This is a genomic window from Psychrobacter sp. bablab_jr014, from assembly GCF_016464015.1.
Taxonomy (GTDB): domain Bacteria; phylum Pseudomonadota; class Gammaproteobacteria; order Pseudomonadales; family Moraxellaceae; genus Psychrobacter.
Map to the genome: position 1 here is coordinate 1 of NZ_JACDXT010000011.1, position 20,717 is coordinate 20,717.

The following is a 20,717-nucleotide window of genomic DNA, read 5'->3' on the forward strand; positions in this document are numbered from 1 at the left end:
ATTGTTCCAGACAAGGCGCAAAGCGACGATAATGCAGATGCCTTAGCGAGATTTGCAACGCAGTATGGGGCAATTTTAGCATCAGCCCGCAGGGACAGGACTCTTTTTTGCCGCTTCATCGTTAAAAATAAGCGCTTAGAATGACTAAACTTATTATTTTTAACATCGAATCGCCTAAAAAATAGTCGCTGTCAGTGCCATGGTCGAATGGTCAACACGCCCTAAGGTCAATGATAAAACTATAGCATGCTAAGCGCACGCTGATGCTTTAATCTACTTATCCGCCGTCAAAGGGCGCTGCAGACGAGGACGTGTAGGCGATAAGCTGTCAAGCAAACGCTGCGAGACAGGTGGGATGCGCCCTGCCATCATATCGACCAAAATCTGCGCGCACAGGGGCGCAAACGCATAGCCTTTTGAGCCCATACCGCACAGTGTCCAAATACGCGCTGTGTCCGCCACCGGCCCGACCAGCGGATGATAATCAGGCGTCTGCGCGCGAATACCCACGCGAGCTTGCCAGTCGTGCACATCGTTTGGCAACACCTCATCCAGCTCAGGAATGGCGCTGATCAGCTTATCGCGGTTGTGCTGATGCTCATCCACGCGGATAGTGGTATCGGTATCATTACGCACAAAGCTTGCGCCCAATAAAAACTGCTGTTGCCCTGAGCGCACAGGATTGAGCGCGGCATCCGATGCAGTCGCCACAAATGGCGCACAGTAGCCGCCGTATTTTAGCGGCAGGGTGGGTAAGTTGTCTTGCTGTTTGGCATTTGGCGTAAACCAAGACAACTGCCCACGTATCTGCCGACAGGCAAACAGCTGCGGCGCAAGTTGATGACTCTCATAAGCGCTACAAACAATCGCGGCATCGGCTTTAATAGTGTCTGCTTTAGCGTTTGATTCTGCATCTTTGACTTGCAGATGCACGCCATCAGTCGTTTCGTCTAATGTCTCTACCATCGCCGTACGATAGGTAATATTCGGATGGCTGAGGACACTGTGGGCTAAGGCTTGCGGATTAATCAGCGCGGCGTTGGGCAAATACACATGCGGCTGAACGGTGCTTGCGGACAAACGTGTTTGTGCTGCTGCCTCCTCGGTTTCCAGCACTGTTGCCACATCACTGGGATAAGCGCAGGCTTGATCGGCGGTTATATTGGCTTTGGTCAATAAATCCATCGTCCCTGTCGGCGTCACGATGGGGTCGACGTGGTTTGCCGTTTGGAGACCTGCATCCAGCTGCCGATAAAAACGCCCACTGTATAAATAACTGACGGTGTGCAGATGCTCTGCCGCGTGCGCCAAGGGCGTCATTTTGGGCGCGAGTAGGGCGCGCGGATTGCCTGATGCGCCTGCAAGCGGTGCTTGTTTGTCAATTAGCGTCACCTGCACGCCGCGCGCTGCTAATGTATACGCTGCCATTAAGCCCGACACGCCCGCGCCGATAACTGCGACATGGCGATAAGGTAAAATAGGCGCTGCCTGCGTCGTAGCATCGGTTTCTGACGCGTCGCGCCACGCGGTCAGCATCTCACGCTTACGCCCAAAGCCTTTGACTTTTTTAATGCTAAAGCCGTGTTCTTTTAACCCGCGCTTGACCACGCCTGCACAGCTAAAGGTCGCGGCGGTCGCGGTTGGGGAAGACAAACGCTGCATGGCTGCAAAAATCGCTGTCGCCCACAAATCTTCATTGCAAGAAGGCGCGAAGCCATCCAAAAACCAGGCATCGACCCCGCCAAAGTTTGGCTTTACAAGCCGTGCTAAACTCTCCTGCGCATCACCCAACCAAATATCGAGTGTCAGATTGTCCGCGGCAAAGTTTAAACGGTGACAGCCTGCAAGCAGCGGCGGATAGGCAGCCAATAGCGCATTAATCATCGCGCCAAGCTCAGGCGCACGCGTCTGCCACATGCGCAAAATCTGCGTCAAATCGCTCAGCATCAGCGGATATTTTTCCGTGGTGATGATGTGTAATTGCGCGTCTTTCAGGTGGGTATGCTCGCTACGCAATGCACGCCACAATTGCCACAGCGCTAGTACGTTCAGTCCTGTACCAAAGCCAATCTCCGCCACGGTAAAGCTTTGTCTTGCGCCGAGTGCTTGCAACCGCGCTGGCAAGTGATTGTGCTCAATAAACACATAGCGCGATTCGGCGAGTCCGTCGACCTGTGAAAAATACACATCGCCAAACTCACCCGAGACAGGCACTAGGCTGCCCTGATCGTCAGGTTGCCAGACAATGCGCGCAGGAGTGATGGTGGCCGCTGCATCAGGATGAGTCGCAGTCGTTACCGTAGCAGACGTAGTGGAGGTCATAACAAATACCAGCAAAACAAAAAGATAAGGGAAGATAGATTGTAAGCGACAATGCGTTTTAAAGATCCAAGCTTACACGCCTCAGTAAACAAGAGTGGACTACCAGCGCGATGCCTGTCGCCAAAACAGACGTGCAATACCTGCGCCAATGAGCATACTGACCAGCACCGTTACCGCACCGTACAAAAACAGCTGCCCTTGGCGCTCATATATCAGCACATCAACTTGGGTTTGTAGGCTGTCCACGCGCTGCTGCAGGGTCAGATTTTGCGTAAGCAAGGCTTTGTTTTGTTGGTTTAGCGCGTCAATTTTTGGGGTGTAGGTGGCGGCGATGGTGCGCTCAAGTGCGGCTTGGCTTGCGTCGTTAGTAGCGGCACTATCGACGTCGGCGTTGGTTGCATCCGTGTCAGTATCGTCACTAAGATTAGCATCGGCGTTATTGTCAGACACGTTCGCCGTTTGCGCAGCGGCGTTGGTATTTGGCGCGCTTGTGGGCGCTGCTTGTCCGCATACAGGCACCAACAAAAACGCCCACAAGACGGCCGTTAGTAACGACTTAGGGTAGGCGTTTGGGCGCAGGGGATTATTCTGATTTTGGTAAGACATGGACAAATGGCTTGATATCCACATGACTGTACACACCGCCGCGTAGATACGGCTCTTCATCTGCCCACGCTTGCGCGGCCTCTAGCGAATCAAATTCGGCAATCACCACGCTGCCTGACATAGCGCTGTCACCATGCGCGATGGGCGTAGGTCCTGCGATGAGTAAGCGATTTTCACTGTCTAGCGCCTCTAAACGTGCCAAATGCGCGGCGCGCTGGGCTTTACGGTTGTCCGCACTGTCGGCGACATCATGACCAATAAACACAAATAACGACATACTGATTCCTGTTTTATGAATAAGTTATGAATAACTAGGGTGATTATTTAAGCATCTTACTGTGGCGGCTTATCGAGTAGGGCGGGGTTCACGTACTTTTTTAGCACCATAAACTGCGCGCCAATAAATACCAGCATGATAGGAATCCAGCCGTAGGTCTTAAAGTTAATCCATACCTCGTTTGACATCATAAAAGCTGTCACATAATGCAGCACCGCCATCAGCGCAAAAAAAAGCGCCCACGTTGCCGTCAGCTTTTTCCAGCCGCTTTGCGTTAATTCAAACACGTCTTTCATGGCCATTTTCATCAAGGGCTTATTAATGACGACGCTACCGAGTAAAGTTAAGGCAAAGATACCGTTAATAATCGGTGACTTCCAGCGCAGATAAATATCATCGCGCAAGAGCAGCGTGCCACCACAGAACACAATGGTCAATAGCAACACGACCCATTGTTGTTTATCAAACTTACCCTTTTGGCGAATAAAGTGAATCGCATAAATAATAAGCGTCGCCACCAATAACGCGCCTGCTGCTGGTAAAATACCGTAATAGCGGGCAGCAATAAAAAAGGCAATCAAAGGAATAAAGTCAAGCAAGGCTTTCATGACAGAGAGGGCATCCAACAAAAAACGTATAGGCTAGTGTACACGTCTGCTGGCGTAAAAAAAAGCAATCTAAGTACAAAGCCTATGGCTATCTGCGTTATCATAAACCATCAACCAAGACAAAGATAACGGTATGAAAATAGATTTACATTGTCACAGCACCTGCTCTGATGGCACTTATGACCCAAACGTGGTGATTGAACGCGCCCATCAAGCAGGCATCGATGTACTGGCGCTGACGGACCACGATACGCTACGCGGCATCGAGCCTGCGCGCATTGCGGCTAGCGCCCACGGTATGACCCTGATCTCAGGGGTAGAAATCAGCTGCGAGCACGAACTCTCAGGCGGCTACGGCAAAAACAAATCCACCAAAAAAATCATCCACGTCCTCGGTCTCGACTTTACTGACCACGCCACCATGCAAGCGACCCTACAATCGCTCCAAGACAGCCGCGCCACGCGTGGGCAACAAATGACCCAAAAGCTCAGCGAGTTGCTTGATCTTGAGTTTGCGCCACTTTGGCAGGCAATTTGCGAAAAGGCGGGCGGTAATCCGCAAGCGGTTGGGCGCGCGCATATCGGGCAGGTGCTTTATGAGCAAGGACTGGTAAAAACAGTGCAACAGTCCTTTGATAAGTATTTGGCAGACAACAAGCCTGCTTATGTGGCGATTGAGGCCATCAGCATGGCGGACGCCATCGCGCTGATTCAGCGCTGCGGCGGTAAAGCAGTGCTGGCTCACCCAACACGTTACCAATTGTCTGCTACCCGTGTGCGTAAGCTCATTAGCGAATTTGCATCGCTTGGCGGCGATGGCTGCGAGCTGCCTGCCAATAGCGAGCCTGTCAGCACACGCAAAATGGTGGATAGAAGTATTGCTGAGCACAAGCTTGCCGTTTCAGTGGGTAGCGACTTTCATGGCAGTAATATGCCGTGGCGACGTTTGGGCGATGTGCCTAGATTGGCTGAAGCGCAGCGAGGCATTTGGCAAGATTTTACCGCCTTGGCCTAATATTTGCATTAAGTGCGCATGTTGATCACACCGAACATGGCATGACAGCGCTTATTATTAAATGATGGTAATAGGCTTGTCTCGTTATCAGCGTGAGCGGCTTTACTTTTTGCACAACATAGGTAATCACCCATATATGTCTGTATCTCTACGTCAGTTGAGCTATAACGAGCTTTCGCGCTTGATTTTTAAGTGGCGCGATGCAGATAGAGCCTCCTTATTATCGTTTTTGGTAGCTTTAGAAATAGGCATGCACTGGCTGTGGTGTGGCTTTGTGTGGTGGCAACGCGAGAGTGTCGGCGTTTTTGTTAATCTGCAGCTGCTTTATATCGCATGGCTATTTGTCAGTTGCTCGCTCCTCTTTTTTTTATGGCTCAGCCGTCATTTTTTAACCATCACAGAGAATGACACACGTCTCAATTTTTGGCAGATTGCGCTTGTTAGTGTCTATAGCTTATATATTGGCTTTGAAATATTGATTATTGGGCACAGCAGCTTGGTCTCTGGCGTCTCTTTGGTGGGCGGTGCGATGCTCGGTATGATGCTGGCACGGCGTCGTTACATTTGGCTGGCGTTTTTAGCACAAATTGCACTGATTGTTATAGTCAATATTATTCCTTATATGGGTATGGATTTACCCAGTTTACGCGAGATGCATTTGGCGCATGACGGGGTCATACACAGTCACAACTACCAAACCTATAATGAAGCTGTGACGATTGAAAATGCCATCGCTTCTGCTATTTATCACAATGGCACGATTCCGCTCAATGATGGACATGAGCTGCATCGCAATTCTGCTTTATTTTGGCGCTCAACTCACATGTATTTGGCCTTACCTAAGGCAATCTTTATCGTCTACGTGTTTCGAATTTTACTCTTGATTTTGGATACCAGTAAGCGTGAAATCTTAAGCTATGCCAATCAAGATGAGCTGACAGGCCTGAATAACCGCCGTCATGGTCTGGGTCAAATGCGTGAGACATTAATGAACATGAATGATCAGCACGATTACAGTGTGGTGCTGTTTGATTTGGATTGGTTTAAAAATATTAACGATGATTATGGTCACGAAGTGGGTGACAAGGTGCTCAAGGAAGTGGCAGAAATTTTGGACAATGCCTTTACCGACAGTCAGATCATCAGTCGTTATGGAGGGGAGGAGTTTTTAATTGTGCTTCCTGAAACTGGACATTATACCGCAATGACCATCGCTGAGCAGCTGCGGGCAGATATTGCCAAACACAATATTTATATCAATCCGATTCATAGTTTTCAGGTCAGTGCTTCGTTTGGACTGTATACGCTCACTCATGGCGAGCGCACGCGCTTGATTGATGAGTATATGAAGATTATGTATCAACAAAAATATCAAGATGATTTGATGCATTCGGGCGCAAAGGTTTATCGTCAAGCGCGTGAGACGCAAAGTGTCAATGAGCTGTATCAAGCGTTCGATGAATCAAAGAAAATGCAAATCAGTAGTGATATTTGCCAGCGCCTTATCAGTATCGCAGATAAAGCACTGTATAAAGCCAAAGACCGCGGGCGCAATCAAGTAGTGAGTGCCAATGAGCTGCTTGCAGAAGGCAAAATCATGGAAGTCAGTCATGCGCCAACACAGCAGTGGGGGCAGATGCCCTAACCATAGAGTGTATTGACAATACTGGCAAGCACACTGGTAGCAAAGCTGCCTGTCGGTAAAATAAAGTCTAACTGCAAACCATCATCCAGCCATTGCCAGTTTAATGCTTCAATAGGCAATCTAAGCGCACGGCGCTGCGCCTTAAGCTCATGCCGTTCAAGCCCACTTGCCAAAGCTGTTAATAATGGCGTGCCTTGGATGACTGCTTGCTCAAGCTCGGCAGCTGCCCCGCTGACCTTATCATTATGCGTGCCCCATAGCGGCGCGGTCGGATGAATGTCTAAGATGTGCACGCGCTCGGCAAGCGTCTCGTCCATCTGCGCGCTGGTAAAAATCGAGCCTGATCCCGCCAGATTAAATACCTCACCATCCAAACCTGTATTCCAGCTGCCATCGCGCACACGCGCCGCTAAAATATGATTAAAAATGACGCTACGGGCAGCGGAGAGTAGCAAGGTGTCGCGCTCACGTGGCGCTGGTCTGCGCTTTTTACCTTTATTTGCCTTAGTAGGGCGTGGCGGACGCGCAAGAAAATGAAGCGCATCGCGGACATTATTACCATGATGACCAAAGCGCTGCACACCAAAATAATTGGGCACGCCAACTTTAGCAATATGGGACAAATGACTGTCTACCGCTGCTGTATCTACGCCCTTAATATCAGCATCAATATCACGCAGCGTAACTATAAAGCGGTTGGCACGGTGCGCGCCGCGTGACAGCTTTTTATTGTGCCACTGCTCAGCCAAAATGCTAACCGACTCGCCATCATTTAAGTCCGTCGGCGCAAATGGCGTGCTGGGCGCGGTCTTTTTAGGCAAGCGCAAACTAAACCACTGCGTCGTCAGCGCGTGGCGGTCTTTGAGTCCTGAATAGCCCACATCGCGTAGCGGAATCTCTGCCCACTCCGAGAGCAGCTGCGCGACAAACGCAGTATTCATGCCCACCTTTTGCACATGCAGCCACAGATGCTCGCCATCTTCAGTAAAGTCGATATCCATCACTTCATGCACCACAAAGTCTGTCGGCGCAGCCTTGTAGCGCGCAGCCTTAATTGGCGCGTCTTGAGGTTGTGGTAAGGCGCTGGTATTGCTCATAGACGTGATGTGTTCGGCGCTAAAGCTTGCGGCAGTAGGCGCATCATTAGCGGCGGGCGTATCGGTCGGGATAGGGCTGGGCATAAACGGGCTTCACTTATGACAATAAAAACAGGCTTACGTTTTGCAACGCGCAAGCCATACAAAAAAACATCGATAGAAACGGCTGCTTGTTATGATAAATACGTTCCGCTGAACAATCGCACCGCTGTGCGCTAAAACCAGCATTGCTCAATAAGCCGTGCGCTAAGAAAGCATTACTCAATAAAAATAACAGCCACAGATTATTTGTAGCCCTAATAATAGAGAATAACTAAGGACAGATTATGAGTCAGATTCGCATTCAAAAAGACGACATCGCAGATGGCGGCATGAAATCCTACAAGCAAGACGACGATAGTATCATCTTAATTACCCGCGATGATAGCACCTATCGGGCGTTTGATGGAAAATGCCCGCACGCGGGTGCGAATCTCGGCGACGGCTTGCGCTGCGGTCATCGCATCATCTGTCCATGGCATCACGCGACCTTTGACAGTCGTGATGGCACGCTGCTTGAGCCAGTCGCCACCGAAGGCTTGACGCAATATACCTTACAAGATAATGGCGACGCATGGTTGGTCGATACCGATACAGCGTGCAATCAAGCGGATGATGCAACACAACTGGATGACACGCATACACTCATTATCGGTGGCGGCGGCGCAGGCTTTATGACCGCGCATCAGCTGCGCCAAACGGGCTATGGCGGACGCATTACTATTGTCAGTAAAGATAAAGACGCGCCCTACAACCGCCCGCTACTGTCCAAAGCTTTTTTGGCAGGCAAAATGGACGAAGACAAGCTGGCACTCGGCGGTAAAAACTGGGCAGCCGATAATGATATTGACCTGCGCCTAACTACCACGGTTACACGTATTGAGCCGACCGAGCGCACTGTTTATATTGATGACGAAGCGCTAAGCGCCGATTATTTGGTCGTTGCCACAGGCGCACAGCCCACCGTGCCCAATATTAAAGGCGCAGACCTTGACGGCGTCTACACCTTGCGCAGTATGGCTGATGCCAAAGCCATTAAAGCGGACAGCAAAGACAAGCACGTGGTCATCGTGGGTACAGGCTTTATTGGGATGGAGGTCGCCTCCGCCTTAGCGCAGGCAGGTGACTGCGCCTCTATCACCGTCGTGGGCATGAAGCCGCGCGTCATGAGCAATATCGTCTCCGAAGCGGTCAGCGATGCTTTGATTAAACTGCATAGCGAAAACGGCGTCCAGTTCGTATTGAGCGACAGTGTTGACGCCATTGCGCCAAGTGACGATGACAATAAACGCGCAGGTAGTGTGCGTCTAGGCAGCGGCAACACCTTAACTGCCGATACCGTCATCTTAGGCACAGGCGTCGCACCATGTACGGACGTGCTCGCTGCGGTCAATGATGCCGATGGCGTACAGGTAGACAGCCGCCTAGAGCTGCGCGATGGCACCTATGCGCTCGGCGATATTGCCAAAGCTCAAAACCAACTCGGTCGCCAGCGCGTTGAGCATTGGCGCGTGGCGTTGCAGCATGGACAAGTGGTCGCTGCCAGTATTCTTAATAATGAGCGCATTCCGACATTGGAGGAGCGTATTCCGTTCTTTTGGACAATGCAGTACGGCAAAAGCCTACGCTATAGTGGACACGCGGCAACGCCTGATAACAACTTACTCGTCGGTAATCCGCAAGCGCTGGACTATATCGAATACTACTTCGATGATGAGGGCGAAGATACCCGCGCCAGTGCCGCCAGTACCCTCGGTCGCGATAAAGAGCTGGTCGCGTTCTCTGAGCTGCTGCGTCGTGGTCACGCGCCCACCCGCGCCCAACTGCAAGCCGATTTTGATATCATTGACCAAGCACACGCGCTGTCTCGTTAAGTGCGTTTATTGGCATTGATTTTTATTGGTTAAGAGACCCTTGATGATGGCAACGACCGACACACCCCAATTGCATTTACGCCAAGCCGAGCGTGCGGACATCCCCGCGCTCGAAGCCTTATTAAACCACTGCTATCGTGACGATGCAGGCTGGACGAATGAGGCTGAGCTGATAGGCGGCATCCGCGCCATGCCGACTGATATTGCTGCCGTCATTGACGACCCCAAGCACTACCTGTTTGTCTATCCAAAGACCGATACAGGCACGCACGAAGGGCAAGAAACAGGCGATATTTTAGGCTGTATCGCGGTAGAGATACACGAGACGGATGCGTATATCGGTATGTTTGCCGTATATCCGAGCTTGCAAGGACAGGGCTTGGGCAATCAAATGCTGGCAGCGGCGGAGACCTTTTCCATACGCCATCTACAAGATGTGAGAGAGCCGCGCTTGACCATGAGTATTTTAAGTGAGCGCCCTGAGCTGCTTGCGTATTATGAACGTCGTGGCTATCGACTGACAGGAGAGCAAATACCGTTTCCTAATGACGGCAATAATGGACAGCCAAAACGTGATGACTTGGTGCTATTAACCCTACAAAAAAAGACAGGCTAATATGTTAGCCTTGGCTTTGCTGGGCAAAATAACCAAAGGTCAAAAACAGCCCGATACTTAAAAAAACAAACGCAACGAAAATCAAGCGCTTAAACCAGTTAAACGCAGGTAAGCGCGTGGCGTTGTCGTCCGCTATTAAGTAAATAAACAAACCAATCAAACTCGCCACCAGCGTTAAAATCCCCAAACCAATGGGTAAAATAAACAAATACACCTGCCACATCATCGCGTTCACTTTTCCTTATATCCATGCGGCATCATATAGTCAGTTTACTATAAAGTCGATACAATGAGATTCAACGTTATTTTTCGCAGCATCAAAATACGTAGTTACAGCAAGCAAGAAAAATAGCGTTGAATCAAATGAATTTATTGTCCTGTATCTCTTTTATTTAGACCTTGCTATAGCAGTATCGGCACGATGCTGTCTGTAAGGGCGGGGATATCGCTCAAACAATCGCCCGTCTGCGATAAAACAGCAATCCAGGAATGGACAAGCCGAGTACCAAGGCGGAGGTGACAAACAGCGCCTCGAACAGATAGCCCATCATCTGGCTAAACAGCGCGTCCGAATAGCCAAAGTAGCCAATCTGCACCATACTCACCATCGCCTTATACGCCGCAATACCGGGCATCATACAAATCAAGCTAGGTGAAATAAGTGCCTTGGGCGTTAAGGTATATTTTTTAGAAAAGTACACCCCCAAAAAGCTGGCGAGCATCGCACCAAAAAAGCTCGCAATCACCAAATGTACTTCGTAATACACTAGTGCCGTCTTTAGCCCAAAGCCAAATGCCGTCATCAGCAAGCACGGCAAAATATAGCGCTTGGGCACGGTGAACATCAGCGTCCAGCCGAGTGTAATGATGCATGAGAGCACCACCGTTTCAACGAACCACATGCTAAAACCCCCAGTGCTGAATACGCAGCACAATCAGCGCAATCACAATGCCCACGCACGCCGACAGCGTCAGCATATAGGTAAATACCGCGCGCCCAATGCCAATATTTAGATAGCCCTTTAGAATATCGGACAGCGAATTAATCAAAGGAAAGCTAGGCACGAGCAGCAGCACGCTGGATGCCACCGCAATATCAGCATTATTACCAATATCAAAATAATAAGTCGTCGCGCCAATCACCGAAGCGATAAACGCGGTGATAATGACCGTAATAAAAGGGTTAAAGTGATGCCTAGCAAGGTAAATGCGCGTCAGCATCGCCACCATCCCCGCGATGAACGTCACTGCCGTAATTGCCCAACTGCCGCCATGCAAATTGGCAAATGCCGCGCACGATGCCCCTACAAAAATCCCCACCAGCCACGGCGGATACACTGTCTTATCCAATGCATCGAACGCTTCCGTCGTCTGCGCCACCAGCGTTGGCGCGTCAGTCGCCGCCTCAGTTTTATTGACAATCTGCTGAATCTGCACCAGCAAATGCACATTGATGCTCTGATTAATCGTATCGCGGGTGGTCGTGATACAGCGCTCGCTACAGATAGTGGTCAAGGTGATGGCATTAAAATTCAGCGAGCATTCCACGCTGTTCATACCGAGCGCCAGTCCTAAGCGCTTGGTTAAGTCCACCACCACGGCAGACTCAGCGCCATACTGCATCAAGAGGAGTCCGCAGCGCACGCACAAGCGGGTGATGCGCTGCTGCTGTACATAGCTGATAGAGGTCATGGGTCATCTGTATCGATTGGGGATACGTCATTATAAAGGGTTGCGGCGGGGTAAAAAACGATTATTCGAAAAAGTTGTGCGCCGCAAGGTACAAAAAAGGTCATGAAAAGCGATAGGTCACGTGCGCTATAACGACTATGATAAAAAAAGGAATTAATTTAAAAAGGACGCCGCATGCACATCGCCATCTTAACCATCAGTTTTTCCTTAATCGGCTGTCGCTCGCTCAAAGAAAAGCGCCAGCGTATGGGCGGCTTGCACGCGCGTTTTGGCAATACCCCAAGCGTCGCCGTCTGTGAAAGCGGCGAACGTGACCGCCATGAGGCAAGCGAATGGACATTCGTGATCGTTGGACTCTCTAAACGGGACATCGAGTCGCAATGCAGTCAGATCGAAGAAAAAATAGAACGCACGGTAGATGCAAGGGTGATGAATGTGGAGCGGGAGTTTGTTTAGGTTAAACGATAATTATCTTAAGTCTGAAAAATGTCTAACCTATAGTTTGGGTGTCGCAAGCTTCACTCAGCCTGCGACGGATTTAGTGTTAACTATGAACAATACAAGGTAGGTTGGTATCGAGAAACGAGACCCAACAAGATAGTTTTGGGTAATATGAATCGTTGGATTTCCTTCGTCAACCCATCCTACGGGCTGCAAAAAACTATTTATCTAAGTTTTCAGTCAAGTTGTTAGTATAGTTAAGCCAGTCTTGAATCGGTACCTTACTATGTGAATTATATTTAATTTGGTCATTTAAAATATTAAGAATCCATTGTCGAACCTCAGCCTTATTACTTAGATTAGGGTGTAGTAGAATAGATAATATAAAACGTTTACGCTCTCTTGAATCAAAGCCAGTATCAGACCATATAATTTCGCTTAATATCTCTTGATCAAGTTTGCTTAAGAACATCTCATCATTATCATTATGGCCCTTATGCTGATAGTAGCGCTGAAATATATCTTTAATAGAGTTTTTACCTATAGAATTAAGCTCGTGAGCGGCGATAGTATTTTTAACAAAATCGTAGTATCTTTCATGGTTAGATCTACCAAAAAGATACCAGCTATCTAAGTCAGTAATTCCATTATGTTGGTTAATTTTAGATACAATATGCTCTTTAACTTTTTTATCGAAACTTGCCGCCCATTCTTCCTTACCGTAATCTTGTAAAACTTTATAATAAAAACTTAAATTATTAAGATTCTCTCTTCCTATTCTCTCTTTAGCAACTTTGTACCAACGTTCAATAAAATCTTTGCTAGGATTTAGGCTATGATACTCCGTCAAGAGTTGATCATGTTGGTGATCATTTAAAATTTTTGCTTCAGTCATGATATCAGAATCGACTAAAGACTTAGTTTGGTCATCATTAATTGATAGATCTTTTACCAGACTGACAATCACTTCTCCCCAATCCCTAATTAAAAACCGTTCAGTCAATGGTTTAAAAAAGTCATCAATCTTTAAGCGAATATCCTTCTTGAGTTGTTTCTCTTCATTGGAAGCTTTAGCTTTATTAGTATTCCCTACAAAATAATCATCGCTTAATGCAAGTGCGTCCTGACTACAGTGTTCTACAAACTGATCGAATGTGAGTCCTCCATAAATTAGATTAGGCATGTCATAAGCTAATCGAATAATTAAGATTGAATCCAGTATCTGTCGTTTACTTACTAAACTCAAAGTGTCAGGTAGATTTTTTGTTAATGTATAAAATGTTTCAATAACGCGTTGATAAAACCTTATATTCTTAATACCCATCACTTGATAGAATTTATTGTATGTCGCAAATAAGTCATTGTCGTTGACCAATTTTTCTATAGCTGTCAAGGACTCATCTAAAATAAGTACTTCATCAAACACCTTTTCTTTATATTCTTGGAATTGCTCATTTGCTTTAACATCATGTAATATCACTAATACCTTACAGTTTTTTTCTAAGCTTAAATGATTGACTAAACCCATAACGTCTTTAATATCTAGATTCTCAGACAGCCGTTCAATATCGTCAATACAAATTAATGTGTCTCCGATAAGACTAGACATAGCGCTGCTTATCATACCTTTACTGAGAGACAAAGTGACGCCTGTACCTTCGAGTTTTGGCAAATCTATAGCCTCTAAACTTTTTTTAAAAATACCTTTGAGACCAGAAAGATAGTCTTTTTTTTGAGTAGTCTCATGGGTGCTAAGTGCAATTTCAAACTTCAATGCTTCTATTGAATCTATGCCGAAAAGAGAGACATAGGAATATTTGTTAACACCTAAATTTTTATGATTTTCCTCATAAAAGCTTTTCCAAAATTGCGTCTTACCAATACCCCATTCGCCAGTTAGCGCGATAGCAAATGAGCTTTCTTCATCAATCAAATCTATAAGTCGTTTTTCAAGATTTTCTACATTTGCCATCACTAATACCCTACAGATGTTCTTAAAATAATGGTTATATTAACATCAAGCTTAAACCTTAACCAATAAAAAAAGGCCACCCCAAAAGAGTGGCCTTTAAATGACAACCGAAACTAAAATACTAACCCGCCTCAGAAACCACCTGCGTAAGCATCGGCTTTAAAAACTCGCCCGTGTGTGAGCCTTCGACTTCGGCGACGTCTTCGGGCGTGCCCTCGGCGATAATCATACCGCCATTTTTACCGCCTTCAGGACCGAGATCAACAATCCAATCGGCAGTCTTAATCACATCAAGGTTGTGCTCAATGACCACGATGGTATTGCCCTTATCACGTAGCGCGTGCAGGATGTTTAACAGCTTGGCGATATCATGGAAGTGTAGACCTGTGGTCGGCTCATCCAAGATATACAGCGTCTGTCCTGTATCGCGTTTTGCCAGCTCGCGTGCCAGTTTGACGCGCTGCGCCTCACCGCCTGAGAGTGTCGGTGCCGATTGACCGAGGCGAATGTAGCTCAGACCAACTTCCATCAAGGCTTGCAAACGGCGATGAATGGCAGGAATCGCAGAGAAGAACTCGGTCGCGTCCTCAACGGTCATCTCCAGCACATCGGCTATGGTTTTGCCTTTATAGTGTACTTCGAGCGTCTCGCGGTTGTAGCGCTTGCCATGACAGCTGTCGCAAGGCACGTACATATCAGGTAAGAAATGCATCTCTACCTTGATTAAGCCATCACCTTGACAGGTCTCACAGCGTCCGCCTTTGACGTTAAAGCTAAAGCGCCCTGGTTTGTAGCCGCGTGCGCGCGCTTCTTGGGTTTGCGCAAACAGCTCACGCACAGGGGTAAAGACGCCTGTGTAAGTGGCAGGGTTCGAGCGCGGGGTACGGCCGATAGGGCTTTGGTCGATGTCTACCATTTTGTCCAAATGCTCAAGTCCGCTGATGCTGTCGTAACTCTCAGGAATGAGGGTCGAGGCATTGTTCAGCTGGGTCGCGGCGAGCGGCATCAAGGTGCGGTTAATCAAGGTCGATTTGCCCGAGCCTGACACGCCCGTGACGCAGGTCATCACGCCGACAGGAATGCTCAAATCCACGTTTTGTAAGTTGTTGCCGTTTGCGCCTTTTAACTCGATGCTCATAGGCACTTGCTTGGGCTTAGCTTTGCCTTTAGCGACCACTTCCATGGTTTTGGCAGCGTGGCGGATGCTGGGCACTTCGATTTTCTTTTCACCCGACAGATATTGCCCTGTCAATGACTCAGGCTCTGCCATGATGTCTTTTTCAGTGCCTTGTGCGATGATGTGCCCGCCATGCACGCCCGCGCCGACGCCAATATCGATGATGTAGTCGGCTTGGCGAATCGCGTCTTCATCATGCTCGACCACCAGCACAGTATTGCCAAGGTCGCGTAAGCGCGTGAGGGTCTTTAATAAGCGGTCATTGTCGCGCTGATGCAGACCGATTGACGGCTCATCGAGCACGTACATCACGCCCATCAAACCTGCGCCAATCTGACTGGCAAGACGGATACGCTGCGCCTCACCGCCTGAGAGCGTTTCAGCAGAGCGAGCCAGCGACAGATAGTCCAAGCCCACACTGACGAGGAAGTTAAGGCGCTCGTTGATTTCCTTAAAAATCTTTTCGGCAATCTCGCCTTTATGCCCCTCAATGGTCAGGCTTTTGTAGTAGCGCTCCGCATCACCAATCGACATTTTGACGATATCGGCGATGGTGCGTCCATCGACGCGTACATTGCGAGCGATTTCGTTCAGACGGGCGCCATCGCAGACATTACAAGTGGTATCGGCGAGATATTTTGCCAGCTCATCGCGCACAAGGTTACTTTGTGTTTTCGCGTAGCGGCGCTCAAGATAAGGCAGGATGCCTTCAAAAGGCACAATCTTATTGGTTTTACGTCCGCGCTCATCGGTAAAGTTAAAGCTGATTTTTTCTTTGCCCGAGCCGTGCATGATGATGTCTTGATGCTTTTTAGACAGGTTTTGCCACGGCGTATCCATATCAATATTAAAATGGGTACAGACGGTGCTTAGTAAACCAAAATAATAGGCATGACGCTTGTCCCAACCATTAATCGCGCCTTGATTGAGCGTTTTTTCGTGGTGGGTAATCAGTTTTTCTGCCGAAAAATATTGACGTTTGCCCAGACCATCACAGGCAGGACACGCGCCATACGGGTTGTTAAAACTAAACAGGCGCGGTTCAAGCTCCGACACCGCGCGGTCACAGACAGGGCAGCTGTGCTTGGCAGAGAGGACTTGGTCGTCACTGCCGTCTTCTTTCGGGTTGCCGTCCATGTGGTGCAGCGTCACTATGCCTTGACCCAAGCGTAAGCCAGTCTCTAAGCTCTCAGCGACACGGTTGCCCAAGTCATTGCGCACTTTAAAGCGGTCAATCACCACCTCAATCGTGTGCTTTTTATTCTTCTCAAGCGTTGGCAGCTCATCCATATCGTAGATGTGCCCATCAATACGTACGCGCACAAAGCCTTGTCCGACCAGCTGCTCCAGCAGGACGGTATGCTCGCCTTTACGCTCACGCACCACAGGCGCAAGAATCATCAGCTTGCTGTCTTCGGGCAGTGCCATGACCGTATCGACCATTTCGGTGACGGTCTGCGCGACCATTGGCTCGCCATGCTCAGGGCAGTACGGCGTGCCGATACGCGCATAGAGCAGGCGCAGATAGTCATAAATCTCGGTAATCGTACCGACCGTCGAGCGCGGGTTGTGGTTGGTGGATTTTTGCTCAATGGCGATGGCAGGGGACAGTCCCTCGATGCTATCGACTTCTGGCTTTTCCATTTGAGACAAAAACTGACGCGCATACGCCGACAAGCTCTCGACATAGCGGCGCTGCCCTTCGGCATAGAGGGTATCAAAGGCAAGAGACGATTTGCCCGAGCCTGACAGACCCGTTATCACCACGAACTTATCACGCGGAATGTCCAAATCGATATTTTTTAGGTTGTGCGTACGTGCACCACGTATTGCAATATGGTCGTTTGCCATCGGTTTTTGGTTTCCTATTGGTTAATACACGTTTTTTAAAACCCAAAATTAGGGTTTGTCACAAAGAATCAAAACAAAAAAGGAAATCAACAAAGATTGCCTTTATCAATGAAGTAAAAACAGACGTTATAAAAAGTGATTAATCAGCGATAAATACACCATTGTGTTAAAAGCCACCATTATTTAATAGACATGAATTCACTATAAAGAATGGGGATTAAGCGTACTGTTATCGTTATAAACCAACCATGCGAAGATAGTTAGTACAAAATAGTTTTACGATTATTCATCTCATTGTTTTGGCGTTCTTACTTCAATCAATCGCACTTTTAAGCAGTAGGAACAACAAAAGCAGTAAGGTAGTGTCTGTTAAAAAAGGATTTTATTTTCTGTCTTTGGACGCATTACAGTGGCTGGCTCGTTATTGACGTTCAGTCATTATAGTTAGCCTGTTCATGCTAAGTTATCACGATAATTTGTTTGGTTATGCTGATAAGTTGTTTGGCGTTGTTGATGCTGTGTTGTTTATTGTTGGGATGCCGTAGCGCTGATGGGCAATAGGCATGCCTATGTTGACGCAGTTACTTGTTTGGGTACGTCTCTTTATTGTTGTGCTAAGCGCATTATTCAAGGTCAAAGGGGCATATCATTGCTGGCTTTTGCCATTTTTTTGTATCTGAATCATGGTGTATAGAGCGTAGATACGCGGCGCAGCGTGGTGCGTGCGTCATGCGTCTAATACTTGTATTTGAGCAATGAGAGCGAGCGGTAGAAAACCTTCAGCAGTATAAGGCTGAATGTTTTATAATGTGGGGCTTGATTGACACCTATACGGTCAGTTGATTCGTAGTAGAGCGGTGAGGCGAGTATGAATAGCATAGAAAAACGCGCAACCTTAGGCATCGGAAGTATCTTTGCCTTGCGTATGGTTGGTCTGTTTATGATTGTGCCAGTATTTTCGGTTTATGGAGACAATTATACACATGCCACACCTTTTTTGATTGGTCTTGCGGTGGGCGTCTATGGACTGGGACAAGCGATATTTCAGATTCCGATGAGTATTGCTGCTGACAAGTTGCCGCGTAAGCCGATTATCTTTTTGGGGCTGGTGCTTTTTGCCTTAGGCGGTATTTTGGCAGCGACCGCGACCGATATTTACCAAGTAATTTTGGGGCGTGCGCTGGCGGGTAGTGGCGCGGTGTCGGCGGTGCTAATGGCATTGCTTGCAGACGTCACGCGCGAGGAGTTTCGCACCAAGGCCATGGCAGCGATGGGCTTGACCATTGCCAGCTCAATCATGCTGGCGTTTGCCTTTGGCCCTTTATTGGTCGGCTCGATTGGCATATCAGGATTATTTTGGTTGACGGCGATATTTGCAGTGTTTGCCATGGGGATTTTGTGGGCAGTGCCATCGCCTGTGCGTATGCTCAAGCACAACTTAGCCAATAAGTCGATAAAAACCCAGCTGGCAGAGGTGCTCAAAATTGGCGATTTAAATCGTCTGCACCTCACTATTTTTGCGCTGCATTTGACCATGACGGCGATATTTGTTCTCTTACCGCATCAGCTGTCAGAGGTGCTGGGACTGTCAGTACGCCAGCAAGGCATGGTGTATTTGCCGCTTCTGTGTATTGGTTTTGCCATTGCCATTCCCTTTATTATCATTGCTGAAAAAAAACGTAAAATGCGCCAAGTGTTCTTGGGTGCGATTGCGCTTATGAGTGTGGCGTTGACCGCTTTGGCACTCGGCGCACAGTGGAGTGTGGGCATCATCGGTGGCCTGCTATTGTACTTTATGGGCTTTAATTTGCTTGAGGCCACCATTCCTTCATGGATATCTAAGCGTGCGCCTGTGGCGAATAAAGCAACGGCAATGGGGATTAATTCGTCCAGTCAGTTTTTTGGGGCGTTTGTCGGTGGCGCGCTTGGCGGTAGTTTACTCAATCAATCTGTAGGCTTATCGTGGGGTATTTTGGCGGTCATTATGGTTGTTGCTTTACTGATTATCGTACCGATTGCTCAGCCGCCTTATTTGTCAAGTACGACCGTTACAATCCCCAAAGACACTGATATCCAAAAATGGACAACGGCGATGCTGGCGGTCGAAGGCGTGGATGAGCTGGTCGTCATGGCAAAAGAGCGTGTGGCGTATTTAAAGCTCGATAAGCAGCGACTTGACGATACTGCGCGACAAGCACTGTCGCAACTCTCAGCAAGCACCCTAGATATTTGAACTAAAATTGGTTAAAGTAAACCATCAAAAACGATGCTCGCTATCTATTTGCAAACAACCGTTTATAGAAAACATTTATAGAAATAAGGATAACGATTATGCGCGGCGTAAACAAAGTAATCATCGTGGGTAACTTGGGCGCGGATCCAGACAGTAAAACCTTTAGTAACGGTGGTACGGTAACCAATATTTCGGTTGCTACCTCAGAGCAGTGGACCGATAAGCAAAGCGGTGAAAAGCGCGAAGCGACCGAATGGCACCGAATTGTACTAAACAACCGTCTTGCTGAAGTGGCAGCGCAGTATTTGCGTAAAGGCAGCAAAGTGTATATCGAAGGCAGCCTACGCACACGTAAGTACCAAGACCAAAACGGTCAAGACCGCTATATTACTGAGATTCGCGCCAATCAAATGCAAATGCTTGACAGTGCAGGCGCAGGCCAGCAGCAAGGCCAAGGCTATAGCAACAACAATGGCTTTAACCAAAATAACGCACCGCAGCAATACAACAATGCGCCACAAAATCAAGGCTACCAAAACAATCAAGGCAATCAAAACAATTTTGGTAACCCCAACCAAAACAGCTTTAACCAAAATAGCCAAAACAATGCGTTTTCAGCGCCCAGCCAAGGTGGCTCAAACAATGCTATGCCAGACAGCCCTGTCGACGACGACATTCCATTCTAAGTCGCTCTATATGCGTTCCTATCACCGCATTACCTAAGTGATGATACCCAGCCTTTGTGCTGGGTTTTTTTATAGCCACTGTAGTCTGACGACGTCTTATCAATACGCTTTTAACCTTTTACAGTTCTGTATAATAAAAGGTTGTTCTCTTATTTTTTGATATTTATGTTTCCAATAATCACTAAAAACATTTAATGTTAAAAAAGAAAAAATGTTCATCAATGATTGAGGAGAATAATAAAGATGCCTTTAGTTTTATAGAATAGCGCTATCGGTGCATTTAATGGTAACTGCATGATAAGCATAATAGAGTAACACTAAATAGCATTCTAGGCCGTTCATGCTCGTTTGGTTACAGTCAACAAGAAAATTACCGTTTAAGCAAGTTTATTCTTCATTGAGTCTCTTTTTTTATTAAGTAGTGACTAGGTATTTAATAATAAATAATAATATAAAAATAATAAGAGATATAAACATTATATATTCATTATTGAATAAGAGTATGTTAATATTTTGCGCTAACATGGCTATGGTTTATTTTTTATAAAACAGACGCGATAATAAAA

General features: G+C 47.6%; 17 protein-coding genes. 7 read left to right on the forward strand and 10 right to left on the reverse strand.

Annotated elements, in window-relative coordinates; translation table 11 throughout:
• Positions 1-273 precede the first annotated feature (273 nt).
• From mnmC to ispZ, 4 genes are all read right to left on the reverse strand, one after another.
• Positions 274-2,322 (reverse strand): FAD-dependent 5-carboxymethylaminomethyl-2-thiouridine(34) oxidoreductase MnmC, encoded by a 2,049-nt coding sequence (gene mnmC, locus JIE71_RS03290; RefSeq protein WP_199507310.1) that lies wholly within the window; start codon positions 2,320-2,322, stop codon positions 274-276.
• Positions 2,323-2,421: 99 nt separating this feature from the next.
• On the reverse strand, positions 2,422-2,928 hold the full coding sequence (locus JIE71_RS03295) for a hypothetical protein (protein WP_199507311.1): 507 nt from the start codon (positions 2,926-2,928) through the stop codon (positions 2,422-2,424).
• Entirely contained in the window at positions 2,906-3,205 is a 300-nt protein-coding gene (locus tag JIE71_RS03300) for a YciI family protein (RefSeq protein WP_199507312.1), read from the reverse strand. Before JIE71_RS03300 ends, JIE71_RS03295 begins: the two co-directional genes overlap by 23 nt.
• A 56-nt stretch (positions 3,206-3,261) precedes the next feature.
• Positions 3,262-3,813 carry a septation protein IspZ gene (gene ispZ, locus JIE71_RS03305; RefSeq protein ID WP_199507313.1) on the reverse strand — a complete coding sequence of 184 codons (552 nt, stop codon included), beginning with the start codon at positions 3,811-3,813 and terminating at the stop codon, positions 3,262-3,264.
• A gap of 133 nt (positions 3,814-3,946) precedes the next feature.
• Between ispZ and JIE71_RS03310 the strand changes: the two genes are divergently transcribed.
• Entirely contained in the window at positions 3,947-4,828 is an 882-nt protein-coding gene (locus JIE71_RS03310; RefSeq protein ID WP_199507314.1) for a PHP domain-containing protein, read from the forward strand.
• A 136-nt stretch (positions 4,829-4,964) separates the two neighbouring features.
• Positions 4,965-6,473, forward strand: coding sequence for a sensor domain-containing diguanylate cyclase (locus JIE71_RS03315; protein ID WP_199507315.1), 1,509 nt, complete (start codon positions 4,965-4,967; stop codon positions 6,471-6,473).
• On the opposite strand, the gene truD is transcribed toward JIE71_RS03315, so the two are convergent.
• The gene (gene truD / locus JIE71_RS03320) at positions 6,470-7,654 is read right to left on the reverse strand and encodes a tRNA pseudouridine(13) synthase TruD (RefSeq protein ID WP_199507316.1); all 1,185 of its coding nucleotides are present in this window, start codon (positions 7,652-7,654) and stop codon (positions 6,470-6,472) included. The genes JIE71_RS03315 and truD overlap by 4 nt on opposite strands.
• A gap of 242 nt (positions 7,655-7,896) precedes the next feature.
• Here truD and JIE71_RS03325 point away from each other — a divergent pair, with 242 nt between their 5' ends.
• Both JIE71_RS03325 and JIE71_RS03330 read left to right on the forward strand, forming a co-directional pair.
• Complete coding sequence (locus JIE71_RS03325; RefSeq protein WP_199507317.1) at positions 7,897-9,483, forward strand: FAD-dependent oxidoreductase; 1,587 nt, start codon at positions 7,897-7,899, stop codon at positions 9,481-9,483.
• A 43-nt stretch (positions 9,484-9,526) separates the two neighbouring features.
• Positions 9,527-10,099, forward strand: coding sequence for a GNAT family N-acetyltransferase (locus JIE71_RS03330; protein WP_323126908.1), 573 nt, complete (start codon positions 9,527-9,529; stop codon positions 10,097-10,099).
• Positions 10,100-10,103: 4 nt separating this feature from the next.
• Here the strand turns inward: JIE71_RS03330 and JIE71_RS03335 are convergent, their stop codons facing one another.
• The 3 genes from JIE71_RS03335 to JIE71_RS03345 form a co-directional block, all read right to left on the reverse strand.
• Positions 10,104-10,325 carry a hypothetical protein gene (locus JIE71_RS03335; RefSeq protein WP_228284520.1) on the reverse strand — a complete coding sequence of 74 codons (222 nt, stop codon included), beginning with the start codon at positions 10,323-10,325 and terminating at the stop codon, positions 10,104-10,106.
• A gap of 223 nt (positions 10,326-10,548) precedes the next feature.
• On the reverse strand, positions 10,549-11,001 hold the full coding sequence (locus JIE71_RS03340; RefSeq protein WP_199507318.1) for a threonine/serine exporter family protein: 453 nt from the start codon (positions 10,999-11,001) through the stop codon (positions 10,549-10,551).
• Between the two features lies 1 nt (position 11,002).
• The gene (locus JIE71_RS03345) at positions 11,003-11,791 is read right to left on the reverse strand and encodes a threonine/serine ThrE exporter family protein (protein ID WP_199507319.1); all 789 of its coding nucleotides are present in this window, start codon (positions 11,789-11,791) and stop codon (positions 11,003-11,005) included.
• A gap of 174 nt (positions 11,792-11,965) precedes the next feature.
• On the opposite strand from JIE71_RS03345, the gene JIE71_RS03350 reads away from it, so the two are divergent.
• Positions 11,966-12,247, forward strand: coding sequence for a DUF503 domain-containing protein (locus JIE71_RS03350; RefSeq protein WP_199507320.1), 282 nt, complete (start codon positions 11,966-11,968; stop codon positions 12,245-12,247).
• Positions 12,248-12,452: 205 nt separating this feature from the next.
• Here JIE71_RS03350 and JIE71_RS03355 read toward each other — a convergent pair whose 3' ends face one another.
• Positions 12,453-14,204, reverse strand: coding sequence for a P-loop NTPase fold protein (locus JIE71_RS03355; protein ID WP_199507321.1), 1,752 nt, complete (start codon positions 14,202-14,204; stop codon positions 12,453-12,455).
• Between the two features lie 121 nt (positions 14,205-14,325).
• Positions 14,326-17,232, reverse strand: a complete 2,907-nt coding sequence (uvrA, locus tag JIE71_RS03360; protein WP_199507322.1) for an excinuclease ABC subunit UvrA — start codon at positions 17,230-17,232, stop codon at positions 14,326-14,328.
• 868 nt (positions 17,233-18,100) lie between these two features.
• Here uvrA and JIE71_RS03365 point away from each other — a divergent pair.
• Positions 18,101-19,465, forward strand: a complete 1,365-nt coding sequence (locus tag JIE71_RS03365; protein WP_199507323.1) for an MFS transporter — start codon at positions 18,101-18,103, stop codon at positions 19,463-19,465.
• Positions 19,466-19,563: 98 nt separating this feature from the next.
• Positions 19,564-20,151, forward strand: coding sequence for a single-stranded DNA-binding protein (gene ssb / locus JIE71_RS03370; protein WP_199507324.1), 588 nt, complete (start codon positions 19,564-19,566; stop codon positions 20,149-20,151).
• Positions 20,152-20,717 lie beyond the last annotated feature (566 nt).